The organism is Cohnella thermotolerans DSM 17683 (assembly GCF_000429825.1).
GTDB classification, from domain to species: domain Bacteria; phylum Bacillota; class Bacilli; order Paenibacillales; family Paenibacillaceae; genus Cohnella; species Cohnella thermotolerans.
The window spans coordinates 83,306-100,807 of record NZ_AUCP01000006.1; the positions used below are offsets into that span (position 1 = coordinate 83,306).

A 17,502-nucleotide genomic window follows, 5' to 3' on the forward strand; every position below is an offset into this window, starting at 1 on the left:
GAATGCGGTTACAATGAACGGATTTCAGGTTCATCCCCCTCATTTTGCGAATCGGCCGCGAGCGAAGTCGGCTTCGCCCCGCAGCGCTTCTCGAACTGCTTCAGGAAGTGGTTGTAATGGGCGTAGCCGACGCTTTCCGCGATGTCCGCCATTTTCCGTCCGGGGTCCTCCCGAATCAGCCGGAGCGCTTCGGCAATCCGCAGGTCGTGCACGCGCTCGAGCACGCTCTTCCCGTAACGCGCCTGGTAAGCTTGACCCAGGTAGGCCGCGTTGAGGAAAAACGTTTCCGCAAGCCCCTTCACGCTGATCGGTTCCCGGAAATGCTCGCGAATGTACCGGTCGGCCGCTTGCAGCGGATGCGCCCCGCGAAGCGCCCTCGCTTCCGCCATCGCCTCCGCGGCGGCTTCGGCGAAGCGCTCGAGCGCCGCGAAGCTGCCGTCCAGGCTGGGGAGCGCTCCCTGGCCGGAGGTGAAGCTCTCCCATTCGCGCAGCCGCTCGGCCGGATCGATGCCCGCTTGCTGCAAGACCAGCGCGCTGCGGTAGAGGAGATGGTCGAGAAACGCGGCGACGGAGGACGGGCTCTGCCGTCCGTCGCGGAGCGTCTCTCGCAGCTGCGCGGCTTCCGCCCGAAGCCGCGCGCCGTCGCCCCATTCGAGCGCTTCGAGAAACGGGCGCCCGTCGGCAAGTCCTAAGCCTGCCGCCGCGGACGGCGCAGGCTCCTTTTCCGCGTACCGGACCGCGTCCCGTGCGCGATCGAAATAGAAGGCCTGCAGCACGGCCAGGGCGGACGCGTACGAGTGCCGTATCGTCCGCAGATCCCGCTGCGGAAGACCGACGGCCAACCGGTAAGCGGAGTGCGCCTCCGGCCGGTCCAGGGTCTCCCGGATCGCGTTCACGAACGCTTCCGCCCCAGCGAAGCAGGACGTCCCGCACACCGCCGCCGCCGGACCGAACCCGGCATCGGCCGGCACGTAGGCGTGGCCGTGCCGGCGCGCGGCTTCGCGAACCGCCCGTCCGGCATCGTCCGGCTGCTCGGCCTCGAGCAGCAGAACGCGCCACTCCTCGCATTGGCGGGACAACGCCTCGAGGTCGTCGTCCCAAACGGCGTCCTCCGCGTCTTCCCCATCCGCTTCGAGCAGACGGGATAGCGCCGCGGCAAGCCGCTCTCTGTCCCGAAGCGCGCGCAGCGAATCGGCCGCGCGCGCCGCATCCAGCTTGCTTCGGATGTCGGCCAACACATACGCGGCTTCTTCCGGAACGATAGGCTTCAGCAAGTAATGGGCCACTCCTTGACGAAGCGCGCTCCTCGCGTACTCGAACTCGCCGTACCCGCTCAAGACGACAAAGTGAACCCGCCGTCCGTACCGGCTTTGCGCGAGCTCGATGAGTTGAAGCCCGTCAACGGCGGGCATGCGGATGTCGGTCACGACGACATCCGGCCCGAGGCGGCCGATCGCCTCGAGCGCCTCTTCGCCGTCTTCGCAGGCGCCGCATATCTCGAAGCCGTGCGCCTCCCAATCGACGAACAGCTTGAGCGCGTCGATCGCGAACGGCTCGTCGTCCACCAGCAACGCCTTGTACATGTCAGACGGCTCCTTTCTCTTGCGAATCGGATTTCAACGGGATCCGGAACACCGCTTTCGTGCCGACATCCGGCAAGCTCTCGATCCGGAAGTCGACCCTGTCGTCGTAATAAAGCCGAAGACGCTGGTAGACGTTGCGCAGCCCGATGCTCGCTCCGTCCCCCCGCTTCTCCCGCATCTGCTCCGTGATCGCGTCCAACTGCTCCGGGCTCATGCCGATACCGTTGTCCTGCACCTCGACGATCAAATACGCGGACGAGAGCCGCGCTCCGACCCGGATGCCGCGTTGCCCCTTGACCGCTTGCAAGCCGTGCTTGCACGCATTCTCGACGAGCGTCTGCACGCACATTTTCGGCACCGGCACCTGCTTCGCTTCCTCCTCGGCCTCGATCGCGTAGTCGAACCGGTCGGCGAACCGGAACTTCTCGATCTGCAAGTACATCTCCGTAAAATGCAGCTCTTCCCGCAACGGGACGAGGTCCTCCGACCAATTGATCATTCGCCTCAGCAATAGCGACAGGTTCCGGATGATCTCCGCCACGTCCGCGTACTTGTTCTTGGCGCTTACGACAAGCAGCGCGTTCAGCGTGTTGAACAGGAAATGCGGGTTCATCTGGCTCTGCAGCAAGTTCATTTCCGCCCGAACCCGCTCCAGCTCCAGGTCTTTCTTCTGTAACTCCAATTCGTACACGTCGTGAATGAGGGAATGGATCTTGGCCGTCATCAGGTTAAAGTTGTGGATGAGCCCGCCGATCTCGTCCTTCCCTTCGGGGGAAGCGATCAGGTCGAACTTTCCGTTCTTCACCTTGGTCATATGGCGCAGCAGCCGCTTGATCCGTTGGTTGTAGGAGCGGAGAATGACGACGATGAGCGCCGTCGGCACAAACGTGCTGACGATGCCGAGCTGCCAAATGAATTTGCGCGATTTGAGCACCGCCTCGGATATTTGGCTTTTGTCTGTCGTCCCAACGAGCTTCCAGCCGGCCAAATATTCGTCTTCCCCCAGCGGTTCTTCGAGAAGGAGCATGTCTTTCTCGGCCTCCCCGCCGTCGAAGCGGACGAAGTCCGGATTTCGCGTATCTTCCTCTTGCGACGAAGAGAAGATGATTCTTCCGTCGGGATCGACCAGCTTGAGGTTCAAGTCCGGCCTGCCCTGATTCATCAGTTCGCTCAGCCTGCTCGTATTCAGATCGATTTTTAAAATCTTCAAATACTTGCCATAGATCGAAAAATCGTTCATCGTGCGGAGAATGCTGAAATACGTTTTTTGGCTTCTGGAGTTGAGCGGCTCCTTGTCCCGGTAAACGTACAAGGTGATTTTGCCCGGATTGGAGAGCGTGCGGAGATACCAGCCGGTCTTCTCGTCTTGCTCCTCCAGACGAAAATAGTTCCCCCCGCTCTCGATCGTATCGTTGTTCGTATAGATGCCGATCGTGTCCACGGACGTGTAAGCCGACAGGAAGGGGACCATCTTGCTTTTCAACCCGGCGTTGTAAGTCTCGTAGAAATCGACCGAATCGGCATAGTCCTTATCCAGCGGTTCGTAGAACGTACGGTCGGACGAAATCGAATGGCTGAGCGTCACTCCGCCGATGATGATGTCGTACACCGTCTTGACGGCACGGTCCATCGACGTCTGCAAGTTTCTCTCCTCGCGGGCCTGAACGCTCTTTGACACCTGCTCGTAAAAAAGAACGTTAATCGTGATAATCGGCAGCAAAACGCACAGCAGGTAGATGAGCGTGAATTTGTAGTTGAGCGAAATATCGTTTATGATTCCGAAAAGCCGGAACGGACGTCTCATCGGTTTGGCCACCCCCTGCGGCCCGGCGGATTCCGGTAGGCGGAAGGCGTCATTCCGGTCCGTTCCTTGAAATGGCGGACGAAATCCTCGGCATCGCCGTATCCGACGGTTCGGGCAACTTCCGCGATTTTCATCTCGGTCCGCCGAAGCAGCGTCTTCGCCGATTCGACGCGGTACGTATGTACGAATTGATGAAACGTCTCCCCCGTCGCCTTCTTGAACAGCTGCCCCAAGTAAGCCGGCTGCGCGCCGAGCGCGGCGGCGACATCCTGAAGCTTGAGCGGCTTGCGGAATTGTTCTTGGACGATTCGGATGGCCTCCGCGACGGCGGACCGGCGGCGATCGAACCGTTCGGCGGCCAGCCGGCCGTACCGGCATAGCCTGGCGCGCAGCTCCCGAACGCCCGCCGCTTGCGAGGAACCGACGGAACGCGGTCCCGGCAAATCTCCAGGCTGTTCGAAGGGGCCGTATCGCCGGTTCACCTCGACGGTCAGATCCGCGATGAACGCCCGGATGACGGACGGACCGGCCCCATTCGCGCGCATTCGTTCGAGCGCCTCGTCGAGCGCGGCTGCCATTCCGTCCGCATCGCCGGCTTCGATCAGCCGGAACAGCCTAGCGCCGGCTTCGGGATCGGGAATCGGAACGCGATATAGAGCCGAGGACGGGCATTGTGGCGCCATGAGGATGCCTTGGGCGATCTCGATGCCTGCGAAGGGCCGGTTGTCGCGAAGATGGGCCGCCTCTCGGTGAAGCGCTTTCAATCGCTCCGGTCCCTGACCCCAGCGGCTGACAAAAAGCCAGACGTCATCGCCTGTTTGATTCGCAAGCCGGCTGTGAAGATCGGACAGCACCGAGGCAAACCGCTCCGGCTTGCCGACGATAACCGCTCCAATGCCGCCTGAGCCGTCGTCGAAGAGCCGAACTCGGCCAGCTGCTTCCTCTTCCTCCAGGACGAAGGCGGTTCCAGCGTTTCCGTTTCCCTTCTCCGCCAAAACGACGCAGACGTCCGTGTCCTCCTCCATTCCCAGCATGGCCGAGGCACGCCGGCGCAGCTCCGGGTCGTCTTCTCCGCGGACAAGCAAGGCCAACGCCGCGGCGGCGGCTTCCTTCCGCTCCAGCGCCGCATCCTGCTCCTCCGCTCTCTCCCGTTCGAGCTCGATCCGCAGCTTCGCAAGAACGCGATCGAATTCGAAAGTGTCGATCGGCTTGAGCAAATAATCGGCCGCCTCGTGCCTCATGACGCTTTGGACGTACTCAAATTCGCCGTACCCGCTCAGCAAAATGAATTTGGCAGGGCAGTCGGCGCGCATCCGCGCCTGCCGGATCAGCTCAATCCCATCCATGACCGGCATGCGGATGTCGGTCACGACCAGATCGGGCCGGCAATCCAAGATCGCTGCGAACGCGTCCTCGCCGTCCCTCGCCTCGCCGCAAACCTCGAACCCTCGGGCCTTCCAATCGACCAGGAGTCTCAGCCCTTCAAGCACCAGCGGTTCATCGTCGACCAGAAATACCTTGTACAAGCTTCCGCCTCCTTTCCTTTTCTCCCCGACGTCCCATTCGGATATCTCTGATTGCGTTTACATATTTGGGTTCGAGTATAGGCAAGGAAAACATTTTCGTCAACGAGCCGGCTCTTTAATCCGCGTTCGATGGTGACTGAGGAATGCGCAAACCTCGATTGAGCAGCGGGGATAAGCAATGAAAAGAGCCTCATCCTCCACAAGGGAGCATGAGGCTCTTGCGCCGTCTATGCCTCCATTAGCGCTTGACTTTCAATTCGATCAAGCGCGCGGTTTTCTTCCGCGGGAGCGTGACCTTCAACTGTCCGGAAGAGGCGTGCCAGACGACGCGGCTGTCGCTTTCGCTCGGGTAGGCGATGCGAACCTCCGCGTCCGCGCCGGCCAGCTGCGGGATCGGCAAGACCGCTTCCGCGGATGGTCCGCCGAGCCGCCAAACGGCGACGTAAGCGCGGTCTCCGTGGCGAAGCCCGAAGCTGATCCAGTCGTCCTGCGCCGTCGGCAGGCCGAGCGGCCAGAAGGGCAGCGACTGGGCGATGTCCCCGCGAATCGTCTTGTAGTAGTCCAGCGCCTCCTTGACCAGCGCCCGCCGCCGCGGGCTGAGCTCGGCCAGATGGCCGCTCTGGTGAATGCGAAGCAGCATGGCGTTCACCATGTTGAAGACGACTTCCTCGTCGTCGCCTTCGCGCAGCGGATACGACCAGATCGCCGATTGCTCCGGCGTCAGCGCCGACGGCGAGCTCGCGGCGATCGCCGCGTACTTGACGTAATCCTCCTGGTCGCTGGTGGACTGAATGCTGTGCCGGCTCAGCATCGCATAGTCCATCCGCATGCCGCCGCTGGAGCAGTTCTCGATGACGAGATCCGGATATTTGGCGAAAATCGAGTCGAGCCAAGCGAGATACGCGCGGTTGTGCTGCAGCAGACCGTCCCCGAAGCTGTCGGCGTTCGTCTCGGTGCCGATGCCCGCGTTGATGTTGTAGTCCATCTTGATATAGCCTACGCCGTAGTCTTCGACCAATCGGCGAATGACCTCGTTCGCGTGCGCGACGACTTCCGGGTTCCGGTAATCGAGCTGGTAGCGGCTGCGGTCTTTGACCCGCTTCCCATGGCGCATAAAGAACCAGCCGTCGTTCGTCTCGGCAAGCTTCGGGCTCCGGATGCCCATGACCTCGAGCTCCAGCCAGAGGCCGGGAATCATGCCCTTGCCGCGGATGTAGTCCAGCACATATTTAATGCCTTCCGGGAACCGTTCGGAAGAAGGCAGCCATTCGCCGACCCCGTCCCACCATTCTCCGGAGGCGTACCAGCCGGCGTCGATGCAGAAGTATTCGCAGCCGATCTCCGCCGCCGCGTCGATAAGCGGGATTAGCTTCGCGGTCGTCGGGCTGCCCCACAGGCAATTCATATAATCGTTGAAAATGACCCGAAGCAGCCGGTTGTCGTCGTTCGGGCGGCGTATGGCGCGGCGGTACGTCGTGAGCTGGGCGATCGCCTGCTCGAAGCCGCCTTTGACCGCGCCTACGGCCGCCGGAACGGTCGCAAACTCCTCGCCCGGACGAAGCTGCTTCCACCAGTGGTTGTCATGCTCCGTCGGACCGCTGACGAGCAGCGTAAGGAAATTGAACTGATCGATGATTTCCCAATGCCAGGAGCCGTTGTGCTCGATTTGCCAGACGAGCGCCGTTCCCGCTTCCTTGTTTTCCAGCACCGCCATCGGAATATGCTCCGCGGCCGACCAGGAGCCGGTGTTGCTGCAGGAGATCCGCTTGGAGCTGCGGTCGGTCATATGCGACAAGCCCAGCTCGGGCAGCGTGTACGTCCGCCATTGCAGCTCGCTTTGCCAGCCGGAGTGCGGAATCGACACGGCGATCTTCGCGTCGCGGTCGAGCTCGCCTTCCTTGTCCAGCCCGGTCAGCGCGAAGGTGGAGACGTATTCGACGCCGACCGGCTCGCTTCCCGCGTTCTTGAGAACGGTCCAGCAGCGAACGACGGACACGCCTTCGTAGAACTGGATATGCGAAGTCGACTCCAGCTTCGTCTCCGGGTCGACGAGCGCAATCTCCAGCTTGCGGCCGATCTCGTTGCGGGAATCGTTGTGCGACTTGTATCGCATGCGCAAGCCCGGGAACGTGGCCCGGTGCGTTCGCCCGTGATACTCCGCCCGATCCTCGCCCGTTAACTGCAGCTCCAGAAGGCGGAAGCCCTCCTCCTGCTTCTCGGCCACCAGCTCGGGCCGGAACGGCTCCGGCCCGAAGTGCAGCAAGCGGACGTCTAGCGAATCGGTCACTTTCAAAACGAGATGCAGGCCGTTCTCCGTAATCTCGATCCATTTGCTCATCGCAACAGCACCCTCCGTCGATCCAATTGAGCGCGACGCCGCAATATAACCCGATCGTTGCGTTGCACGCCTAAACGCAAACTCAGCGCCTTTCAAGGCGCTGAGTCCAACCAAGCGTATTCCTTATTCCCTTTATTGGGCCGAGCCCAATTGCTGCCAGGCTTGCTCGATTTGGGAGATCGCGTCGTCCTTCTTCAGGTTGCCGCCGATGTAAGCCTGCATGATCTCGCCGAACTTCTGATGGAACGTGTCAAGCGAGTAGTTGATGGACAGATCGCCGGATTTCTCCGTCTTGAGGATCTCATTCATTTGCTTCGGCATGTCAAGGTTCGGCAGCGGAGCGTCCTTGATCGGAGGAATCACCTTCGCGATGTTGGAGAACCACTGCTTGCCGTAGTCGGACGTGTACAGCCAGTTGAAGAACGCGATCACTTCCTTGACGTTCTTCGAGTCCTTGTTGATGCGCAGCGCTTGGTCGGCGCCGGTGATGATTTGGGACTGTTCCGGCTTGTCGCTGACCGGGTAGCCCATGATGCCGATCTGAATATCCGGGTTGATCTTCTTGATCGCTTCTTCGTCCCAAGCCCCCTTGCCGGTCATGATCGCGGCTTTGCCGGAAGCGAAGTCGCTCACTTCAGCGTTGCTGTCGCGTTCAAGCGGCTTGTCCGTGCCGTGCTTGACGGTCGTGTCGATGAAGTTGAAGAAGTTGTTGTAGAGAATCGGATGGTCTTTGAACGTCGTTTTGCCGGCGATGAAGTCGGCCACGAGCGTCTTGGCGTCGGTTCCTGCATCCGTCGCCGCCGCGTCGACGAAGTGCTGGAAGATGTGCTTCCATACCCACCACTCTTTGTACGCGTTCGCGAACGGCGTAATGCCTTTCGCTTCGAGCTTGGCGATGGCGTCGTCCAATTGCGCCGTCGTCTTCGGCACCTCGGTGATGCCCGCTTCTTCGAACAGCTTCTTGTTGTAGATCAGGGCGAACAGGTTGCCCTTGACCGGAAGGCCGAGCACCTTGCCGTCGGAAGACGTCATGTTGGAGCGGACGGCGTCGGTCATCGCGGCCGCCAGCGGTTCGTTCGTCAGGTCCGCGCTGTATTCGGCGAACGTGTCGATGTCGCCGCCGGCCGTCGTCTGGAACACGTCCGGTATGTTGCCCGACGCGATGCGGGATTTCAGGACCGTGTTATAGTCCGACTGCATGATCTCCAGGTTGATCGTGACGTTCGGCTTCACCTTTTTGTATTCGGCGATGTAAGCGTTGAACGCATCGGTGTATTCCGGAGAAGCGGTAAACATATTGATCGTGACCGGTTTGGAAGAATCGGCGCCGCCCGAAGCCGATGCGGATGCGGCCGGAGATTCGCCGCCTGCCGCGTTGTTGTTGTCGCTGCTGCTGCCGCAAGCCGCCAACGCGCCGGCCATCAGGACCATACTGGCCGAAAGTGCCGTAACTCTCTTTAACATAGATTCGCCCCCACTCACAGGTGTTGATTTTGGATTTCGTAGCCTATTCTAAAGAAATCGGTTGTCGATAAAAATGTAGATAAGTGACCACTTGAGGGTAAAAAAGTGTAGTCCTCGTCCAGTTCACTTTTATCCATCCGATCGCTTCATCCGGTATTCGGAGGGCGAGATCGAGAAATAATTCCGGAACGCCTTGCTGAAGTAATTTTTGTCCTTGTAGCCGAGCATCTCGGAGATTTCCTGAATTTTGAGGTCCGATTCGCCCAGCAGCTCCTTCGCCTTTTCCATCCGGATTTTCTGCACGTATTCATGAATGCCGCAGCCGTACTGCTGCTTGAACAGCTTCATCAAATATTCCCGGCTCAGAAAATATTTCTCCGTGAACATCGAAATTTTGATGTCCTCGAAATAATGCTGGTCGATGTAATCTTTGATTTCGCTGATGTCGAACGAACGATCGGTGCTCGCGGCGCTGCGGATCTGGTAAGCGTAATAATCGGCGATCCGGCACAGAAGCGCCTCGTACTCGTCGAACCGGACGAAGTCGGACCCGATGCCGATCGCCTTCAAGCCCTCTGCGCCGCCCGTCGCCAGTTTATGCGAAGGAACGCCGAATTCCAGCGCCATATCGCCGAGGAGAATGAGGAACTCGTGCAAGATGCGGCTGGCGTCCTTCAAGCTGAAGCTGTCCAGGCTGCGAATTTTCTTCGTAAAATCGAGCACGATGCTTCGCACCTGATTCGCGTTGCCGGCCTCGATCGCGCTGCGAATCAGAGGAAGGCGGCTGGCGATCGTCGGGCTCTCCTTCGCGCTCGAGGGATCGGGCCGCCGGTCGGACACCGCCACGTCCCGCAGCTTTAGCAGATCGATCTCGTTTGCGGCCGTCTCCGCATATTCGTAGGAAGCCGCCAGCTTCGACACGTCGGGGTCGGACGTTCCGACGCCCGCTACGGAGATAATCCCGAACAGGTCCTTCAAGGCGCCGACGACCTTCTTCACGAAATGAATCGACCTTAGCGCAATGTCTTCCGGATAGCCGCCGGAGATCGTCTGAATGACGACGACTTCCCGCTCCCGCTTGGGATGGGCAAAGCCGAAGCTCTTGAAGCCCTCCTCCGCAAATTCGTTAATGACGTTGGACACGGCAAAAAGAAGAAGGTCCGTCTCCCCGTTGAAGCGCGCTTCCGTCACCTGCTCCAGGTTGAGCATCCGCACGACTGCGGCGCCGAACCGCTTGCCCGGATCGTCCGCGCCGATGAGCCGGAGGAACGCCTCGTTATTTTTAACCTTGAAATTGCGTTCGATCATCGAGAGATAAATATTTTCCTTGAGCTTCGGCACCGACATATTGAGCGTTATGTTGCGGTTGATGAACTCGCTCTCGCTTTCCTTCCGGGCCCGCAGCACGTCGATCGCCTTGCGGAGCGCTTGGTTCAGGTCCTGCCGGTTCACCGGCTTCAGCAAGTAATCGACGACCTTGGAGCGAATGGCCTGTCTCGTATATTCAAAATCGTTATAGCCGCTGATGACGATCGTAAACAGATTCGGATAATCTCTCTCCACATGCTGAAGAAACGCCATCCCGTCCATCTCGGGCATCTTCATGTCCACGAGCACGAGATCGGGTTTGCGCTCTTGCAGCAGCGCCAGGCCGGTTCTCCCGTCCCCGGCTTCCATCACTTCTTCCACACCGAGACCTTCCCAGTCTCCCAATATGCGAATCGCCTCGCGCGACGGTTCTTCGTCGTCGATAATCAGAACTTTATACATGGCTGCCTCCCCGCGGAATCATCATGCGCATCTCCGTTCCGGTCTCGTCCGTCGATATCGCAAGCCCCGCCTCTTCTCCGAAAATGAGTTGGAGTCTCGCGTTCAAGTTTTTGAGACCGATATTGTCCCCCTCGCGATCCTCCCATTCCGTCCGGAACGATTGCAGAATCTCCTTCAGCTTCTCCGGAGGAATGCCCGGCCCGTCGTCCTTCACGGAGATGACCGCGTGCGCCGGTTCGAGGTGGATGCCGATGACGATCGTGATCGTGCTGGAGACTTTCTCCAGCGCATGCTTGATGGAGTTCTCCACCAGCGACTGGATGGACAACTTGGGGATGGCGAGGTCCATCAGCGATTCGTCGAAATCGTAGACGACCTGCAGCCGGTTCCCGAATCGGGCTTTTTGCAGCGCCAAATATCGTTCGATATGTTTTATTTCTTCTTTAGCATGCACGATGTCTTTGCCGCTTATGCAATATCTTAGCGTCAGTGCCAGCGCGTCCACCATGTCGGCAATATCGTCCATTCCGTTCTTGAGCGCCTTCGTCGAAATGGCCTGAAGCGCGTTGTAGAGGAAGTGGGGATTGATCTCCGCCTCCAGCGCCTTCAGAATGGCGCTTTTCTCGACCAGCTTCATTTTGTAGCGCTCGTTGATCAGCTCGTTCGTCCGCTTGACCATCAAGTTGAAATGCTTGGACAAATACGCGATCTCGTCCCTCCCCTTCACCTCGGTCTCCGCGTCGAACATCCCCTTGCTGAAGCGGCTCATCTGGAGCGACAGCCGCTTGAGCGGCCGCGTGATGGCGTTCGAGGTCAACGTCACGAGCACAACGGACAGCGCCAGAAAGCCCAACCCGATGAGGATGCTGATCCGGCGGGCCGTCTGGGCCGTGCGGTTGATCTCGCTGTACGGAATCGGTTTGACGAGCTTCCAGCCGTCTCCTTCGCTTACGTTGTACACAACCAAATACCGCTTATCCCCTTCCGTCCAAGAGAAACGGTCGCGTCCCCCGCCCTGATCGAGCCGGTCGAAAAAGCCGGAAGAACGGACGTTCCGGTAAAAATTCACATCGTCCAAATGGAAAGGCACATTGTTCGAATCGAGGAAGAGCAGATGCTCCCCCTTGTTGAACGGGATGTCCCGGATGATGTCGTTTTTGCCGCTGTCGTTAAAATAAAAGCTCAGCACCGCCCTCGGCCTGCGGTCGGCGAGGGAGCGCAGCACCCGGTGATACGCCATGAAGCTGTCGCCCGTCCCGGTCGGATACCCCGTCTCCGTCGGAAAAACGAGCGACTGGATCGAGCGGTTCTTGTCGCTCTCCATCGCCTGCTTGTACCACGACTGCTGCGGAATGGTCGCGTCGGTTCCCGCCCGCACCGTCGCGTTATAGCGCTCGCGCGCGATGTAGATGTATTTGTGCTCGTCGACCAGATACAAGTAAATTTGCTCCAAATCGTGGCGCGAGTAGTACAAACTTCTCAGATAGTCTTCCAAATACAAGCGCGAAGCGTAATCGGTCTCGACGTGGTTGATGGCGTTGATGATGTCGTCGTATTTGATTTGCGGCAGCGACAGCTGCTCGATCTCCGCGAAGTAGTTCTCGAAGTTCTTGTTGACAAGCATCAGGTTGTTCGAGTTGCTGGCGATGCTATGATCGACCGATTCCTTCTCGATGATCATGTAGGAAATGACCGTGAGCGACGCCACCACCAGAATGATAATGGACGTGAAGAGTAAAATAAGTTTGTTTACCAGCCTGCGGGTCGCGAAGTTCCCCAGCTTCCGCACCGTTTTCCGGAACCAGTCCATCCGTTCTCTCTTGCCCCCTTGCGCGGGTACAGTTCACCTTATTACCCTTAACTGTTTACTTAAATCCATTTTTTCGGCCGAAATCGGTGTTTATAATGCAATATAGCCTAAACGCCTTGGGGATGTACAGCCGCCCCAAAGCGGCTTGCGAAAGTGAAGCGACATAAAAAAGAGGTGTGGGGTATGAACAATTTGCGCAGAAGGCTGGGCGCCAGGGTGGAATTCGGGCTGTTCACGTTGCCGGTCCTCATTTGCGTCCTGGTGGCTTTCTATATTCCGTTCGTCCTGACCGTCCGGTATTCCCTGACGAAGTGGAACGGGATCTCCAAGCATCCCAAATTTATCGGATTGGACAACTTCAAGCAAATTTTCATGGGCGACGCCAACTTCAGCCATGCGGCGTGGTTCACGGTCAAATACGCCGTGCTGTATATCGTCCTGATCAACGTGCTGGCCATCGTGCTCGCCGTTATTCTGGACATGAAGCTCAAGTCGAAAACGTTCCTGCGGGCCGCGTTCTTCATTCCGTACATTTTGAGCCTGGTCATCGTAGGGTTCATCTGGAAGTTCATCTTCATGCAAGGCTTCGAGTCGCTCGGCAACAGCACGGGCTGGAGCTTCTTCGGCTGGAGCTGGCTAGGGAAGCCGGGTCTGGCGTTCATCTCGGTGCTCTTCGTCTCGATCTGGCAGTCCATCGGCTTCTATCTCGTCATCTATATCGCCGGCCTGCAATCGGTGCCGGACGATCTGAAGGAAGCGGCCGTCATGGACGGAGCCGGACCGTTCCGGCGATTCTTCAGCGTGACGCTCCCGCTGCTCGCGCCTTCTGTCACGATCGCCGTCTTCATGGCGCTGACGAACTCGATCAAAGTGTTCGACGTCATTCTGTCGCTGACCGGCGGCGGACCCGGCGGCACGACTTTCAGCGTCGCCTACGACGTTTACCGCGATACGTTCCAGAACAACCTGTACGGTTACGGGACGGCCAAGGCGCTCATTCTGTTCGTCGCCGTCCTGATTATCACCATTCTTCAATTGACTATCTTCAAACGCAGGGAGGTTGAGGGCTAATGCGCGCCAACAAAGCCGGGATGGTCGTTCTGGAGATCGTGTTGATCCTGCTCGCCCTCCTGTTCCTGTATCCGTTGTTCCTGGCCATTTTCAACTCCTTCAAGAGCTTCCAGGAGGTCATGACCGACGTCATCGCCTTGCCGAAGCACTGGACGTTCGACAATTACTCGTACGTTTGGAAGTACATCAACTATCCGCGGCTGTTCCTGAACAACACGGTCATTACCGTTCTCGGTCTCGCGGGCATCATCCTCGTGTCCTCGATTGCGGCTTACAAGCTGTCGAGAACGAAGTCCCGCGCCAGCGCGATCGTTTACTTTATCTGCATCATGCCGATGCTCATTCCGTTCCAGTCCATCATGCTGACCGTGCTCAAGACGGCGCGCTTCCTGCACCTGTCCGACAGCACCTGGGGACTCGGCCTGCTGTACTGGGGCTTCGGCGCCCCGCTCGCCGTGTTCATCTATCACGGCTTCGTCAAGGGCATTCCGAAGGAGATCGACGAGAGCGCGATGATCGACGGCGCTTCCGGCTTCCGGCTGTTCTTCACCGTCATCTTCCCGCTGCTGAAGTCGGTTACGACGACGATCGTCATCATCGACGTCATGTGGATCTGGAACGACTTCCTGCTCCCGCTGCTCATGGTCAACGGCTCGCCGACGACCAAGACGCTGACGCTCGCGGCTTACACCTTCGTCGGCCAGTACACGTCCGACTGGCAATACGCGATGACCGCCATGGTCATGGCCGTGCTGCCTTCGATCATCGTGTTCATCTTCCTGCAGAAGTACATCGTCAAAGGCGTCGTCGCCGGGGCCGTCAAAGGCTGAGCGCGATTGCAGAGCCAGAAGCTTCCGTTCCCGCTGCGGGTTCGGAAGCTTGTTTTTTGTTTAGCCGCGCCGCGGTGCGCCGCTTGGGTCGCTGTAAGCCTGGGAGAAGAGCCCCGCGCATATAGAGGGCCACCGCCAAAGCCGGAAAAACGGAAAGCCGGAATATATCCTTAGCGGATTATAGTGTTGAGCGTCTCTCTTCTCCAAAGGCGGCTATCATCCGGCGGCCGCTCGCTATCATGAAGGGGATCATACGGTTCCTCCGCCCTTCCGCTCCTTGATTCGATGCAAATCTTTTCCTCATTCTCGCTCCAAAAACGTTAACCTGTATGATATAATTCAGTTAACATATATTGTTTGCTTCAGGAAAGGAACGAGACGGCGATGAACATCCGGCTTCGCGGGCACCATCTTCTCTGTCTTCTCGGCTACAGAGGCAAAGGCTATTCCGACGGCTTCTGCGCCAACATGACCGACGTCTACGAGACGTTAAGGAAGCGTCCGGACACAACGATCGACATCGTCGAAGGGCCGGACGACATCTGCCGGGCCTTCCCCGCCGATCAACCGTCGCATTGCGAAAATACGAGCGTCTACCGCAAAGACCAAGCGATCCTCGAACGATTGGGGCTGCGTACGGGCCGATCGCTCCGTTGGAAGACGATCTGCGAGAAAGTCTCCGCCTCCGTCGCCCCCGGCGATATCGCGCATTTGTGCGCCGATTGCCGCTGGCAGCCGCTCGGCCTGTGCAGCGAAGGCGTCGGCCATATGCGCCAAGACCCCGCCCGCAGGCTTCGGGAGCTGCCGGGGAACGTCCGCCCCTAAGCGATTGAACGCTCATTCGTCTTGCTCGTCGGCTGGAGAGCCACCGAGTTCTTACGCCCACGTGAGTCTCACGCAGAAAGCTAGATTGTAGAAGGCCGCGTTCGCGCCGGGGATGGACTCCTTCCCCGGCCGCCCCCCTTGCATCCAACCCCGAACCAACGCCGCATGATTCCTGTCTTGACACTTGTGCAACAAGGGGCCTCCCCGCCTATGAATCTATTATTCCGCACAATCGTCATTTTGGACTAATACCTGGTCCTTATCCTCCCGGCGCGGCTCTTTGTCCCCCGCGTTATTTGCGGTATGATAAGCGTATGGAAGGAGCCAGCCATCATGGGGGAACATGCGTCGTCCGATTTGAACGATCTGTTGATTCTGGACCGGACTAGGGACTGGACGGAAACCGACGCGCTCTATCCGTTCGCGCTGGACGAGCTGCTCTGCCGGCGAACGGGCGAAGGAGGACCCGCCGTCTGCCACCTGTGGCGGCATCCGCGAGCCTTCGTCATGGGATCGCGGGACAGCCGCCTGCCCGGTGCGGCCGCGGCCAAGCGGTGGCTGGAATCGGCGGGCTACGACGTCGTCGTCCGCAATTCCGGCGGCGCGGCCGTTCCGCTGGACCTGGGCGTCGTCAATTTGTCGCTCGTGCTGCCGCAGGACAAAGTAGGCGATTTCGGCTTCCGCCGGGATTTCGAGCGAATGTACGAGCTCATTCGCGAAGCGCTCGCCGGAACGGGCCGGTCTATCGAGAAAGGCGAAGTGCAGGGCGCGTACTGCCCGGGCGACTTCGATCTGAGCGTCGGCGGGCTGAAGTTCTGCGGCATCGCCCAGCGGCGGCAGACGAAGGCCTGCATCGTCCAGGCGTTCGTCGTCGCCGAAGGGTCCGGACGCAGCCGCGCCCGTCTCGTCCGCGAGTTCTACGAACGGGCTGCGGGCGAAGAGACGGACGCTTCGAAGTACCCGCAGGTGACGGAAGACAGCATGGCGAGCCTCGCCGAATGCGTCGGAATCGGGCTCGGGGCGGCGGAGATTTTCGCCGAAGAGGTTAAGCGGGTCGTACGCGCCCGCCAGACCGAGGAAGGATTGGCCGCTGCCGCAGCGAAGCTCCGGCTGCCGCAGCCGGAAGAAGTGCGGGAGTTGGCTCGGAAGATGAGAGCCCATTATTTCAACGAACTGGAGGTCTGACCGTGAGAGACGAGCTTCTGAGAAGGTTTACGACCTATGTGAAGGTCGATACGCAATCCGACGAGAACAGCGAGACGTGTCCGTCCACGCCCGGACAACTGACGCTCGGCCGGATGCTGACGGAAGAACTGAAGAGCATCGGCATGCAGGAGGTGACGATGGACGACAACGGCTACGTCATGGCCACGCTGCCGGCCAATACGGACAAGGAGGTGCCGACCATCGGCTTCCTCGCCCATATGGATACGGCGACCGATTTTACCGGGGCGGGCGTCAACCCTCAAGTGGTGGAGAATTACGACGGACAGGACATCGTCTTGAACGAGGAGCAACGCATCGTCCTGTCTCCGCGGGATTTCCCCGAGCTGGCCAAATACAAAGGCCATACGCTCGTGACGACGGACGGCACGACGCTGCTCGGCGCCGACAACAAAGCGGGCGTGGCCGAGATCATGACGGCGATGGCCCATCTGATCCGGCACCCGGAGATCGAACATGGCAAAATCCGAGTCGCCTTCACGCCGGACGAGGAGATCGGCCGCGGGCCGCACCGGTTCGACGTGGCCGCCTTCGGAGCCAAGTTCGCCTATACGGTGGACGGAGGGCCGCTCGGCGAGCTGGAATACGAGAGCTTCAACGCTGCGGTCGCGCGAATCAAGGTCCTGGGCAAGAACGTCCATCCCGGCACCGCCAAGGGCAAGATGGTCAACTCCGCCAAGATCGCCATGGAATTGCATTCGAAGCTGCCCGCGCAGGAGGCGCCCGAGTTCACCGAGGGCTACGAGGGCTTCTATCACTTGCAATGGATTCGGGGCGACGTCGAAGAGACGAGCCTGAGCTATCTCATTCGCGACTTCGACAAGAACCGGTTCCAAGCGCGCAAGGACGAGCTGGTCCGCATTGCGGAGGAACTGAAGGCGAAGTACGGGGAAGAGAGAATCGTCCTGGAGATCCGGGATCAATACTTCAATATGCGGGAGAAAATCGAGGAAGTCCCCGAAGTCGTGGAGCTCGCGCGGACAGCGATGCGGAACCTCGGGATCGAGCCGGTCGTTCGCCCGATCCGGGGCGGAACCGACGGTTCTCAGCTGAGCTACATGGGGCTGCCGACGCCGAATCTGTTCACCGGCGGGGAGAATTATCACGGCCGTTACGAATACGCGTCGCTGGACGTCATGGAGCTGGCGACGAAAGTCATCGTCGAGATCGCCAAGTTGGCCGTCCGGCAGGCCTAAGGACCGTCGCATGGCCAGAATCCGAACCTCCGGCTGTTCGTTCGCACTCGCGAATGGGCGT

The 17,502-nt window shown here is 59.4% G+C and carries 12 protein-coding genes; 5 read left to right on the top strand and 7 right to left on the bottom strand.

What is annotated here, in order from left to right:
- Positions 1-8: 8 nt before the first annotated feature.
- The 7 genes from G485_RS0103260 to G485_RS0103290 form a co-directional block, all read right to left on the bottom strand.
- Entirely contained in the window at positions 9-1,583 is a 1,575-nt protein-coding gene (locus G485_RS0103260; RefSeq protein WP_027091356.1) for a response regulator, read from the bottom strand.
- 1 nt (position 1,584) lies between these two features.
- Positions 1,585-3,387: a sensor histidine kinase gene (locus G485_RS0103265; RefSeq protein ID WP_027091357.1), complete on the bottom strand. Its 1,803-nt coding sequence runs from the start codon at positions 3,385-3,387 to the stop codon at positions 1,585-1,587.
- On the bottom strand, positions 3,384-4,913 hold the full coding sequence (locus G485_RS0103270; RefSeq protein WP_027091358.1) for a helix-turn-helix domain-containing protein: 1,530 nt from the start codon (positions 4,911-4,913) through the stop codon (positions 3,384-3,386). Before G485_RS0103270 ends, G485_RS0103265 begins: the two co-directional genes overlap by 4 nt.
- Before the next feature lie 238 nt (positions 4,914-5,151).
- The gene (locus G485_RS0103275) at positions 5,152-7,251 is read right to left on the bottom strand and encodes a glycoside hydrolase family 36 protein (RefSeq protein ID WP_027091359.1); all 2,100 of its coding nucleotides are present in this window, start codon (positions 7,249-7,251) and stop codon (positions 5,152-5,154) included.
- Positions 7,252-7,383: 132 nt separating this feature from the next.
- Positions 7,384-8,715 (bottom strand): ABC transporter substrate-binding protein, encoded by a 1,332-nt coding sequence (locus G485_RS0103280; protein ID WP_027091360.1) that lies wholly within the window; start codon positions 8,713-8,715, stop codon positions 7,384-7,386.
- Between the two features lie 129 nt (positions 8,716-8,844).
- Positions 8,845-10,485: a response regulator transcription factor gene (locus G485_RS0103285; RefSeq protein ID WP_027091361.1), complete on the bottom strand. Its 1,641-nt coding sequence runs from the start codon at positions 10,483-10,485 to the stop codon at positions 8,845-8,847.
- Positions 10,478-12,295, bottom strand: a complete 1,818-nt coding sequence (locus tag G485_RS0103290; RefSeq protein ID WP_035154559.1) for a cache domain-containing sensor histidine kinase — start codon at positions 12,293-12,295, stop codon at positions 10,478-10,480. Before G485_RS0103290 ends, G485_RS0103285 begins: the two co-directional genes overlap by 8 nt.
- A gap of 183 nt (positions 12,296-12,478) precedes the next feature.
- Here G485_RS0103290 and G485_RS0103295 point away from each other — a divergent pair, with 183 nt between their 5' ends.
- The 5 genes from G485_RS0103295 to pepT all read left to right on the top strand — a co-directional run bounded on the left by G485_RS0103295 (position 12,479) and on the right by pepT (position 17,441).
- Positions 12,479-13,366, top strand: coding sequence for a carbohydrate ABC transporter permease (locus G485_RS0103295; RefSeq protein ID WP_027091363.1), 888 nt, complete (start codon positions 12,479-12,481; stop codon positions 13,364-13,366).
- Positions 13,366-14,196: a carbohydrate ABC transporter permease gene (locus tag G485_RS0103300; protein WP_027091364.1), complete on the top strand. Its 831-nt coding sequence runs from the start codon at positions 13,366-13,368 to the stop codon at positions 14,194-14,196. Before G485_RS0103295 ends, G485_RS0103300 begins: the two co-directional genes overlap by 1 nt.
- 384 nt (positions 14,197-14,580) lie before the next feature.
- The gene (locus G485_RS0103305; protein WP_027091365.1) at positions 14,581-15,021 is read left to right on the top strand and encodes a DUF1284 domain-containing protein; all 441 of its coding nucleotides are present in this window, start codon (positions 14,581-14,583) and stop codon (positions 15,019-15,021) included.
- 333 nt (positions 15,022-15,354) lie between these two features.
- Positions 15,355-16,206, top strand: a complete 852-nt coding sequence (locus tag G485_RS0103310; protein WP_027091366.1) for a lipoate--protein ligase family protein — start codon at positions 15,355-15,357, stop codon at positions 16,204-16,206.
- A 2-nt stretch (positions 16,207-16,208) separates the two neighbouring features.
- Complete coding sequence (pepT, locus tag G485_RS0103315; protein WP_027091367.1) at positions 16,209-17,441, top strand: peptidase T; 1,233 nt, start codon at positions 16,209-16,211, stop codon at positions 17,439-17,441.
- The last annotated feature ends 61 nt before the right edge of the window (positions 17,442-17,502 follow it).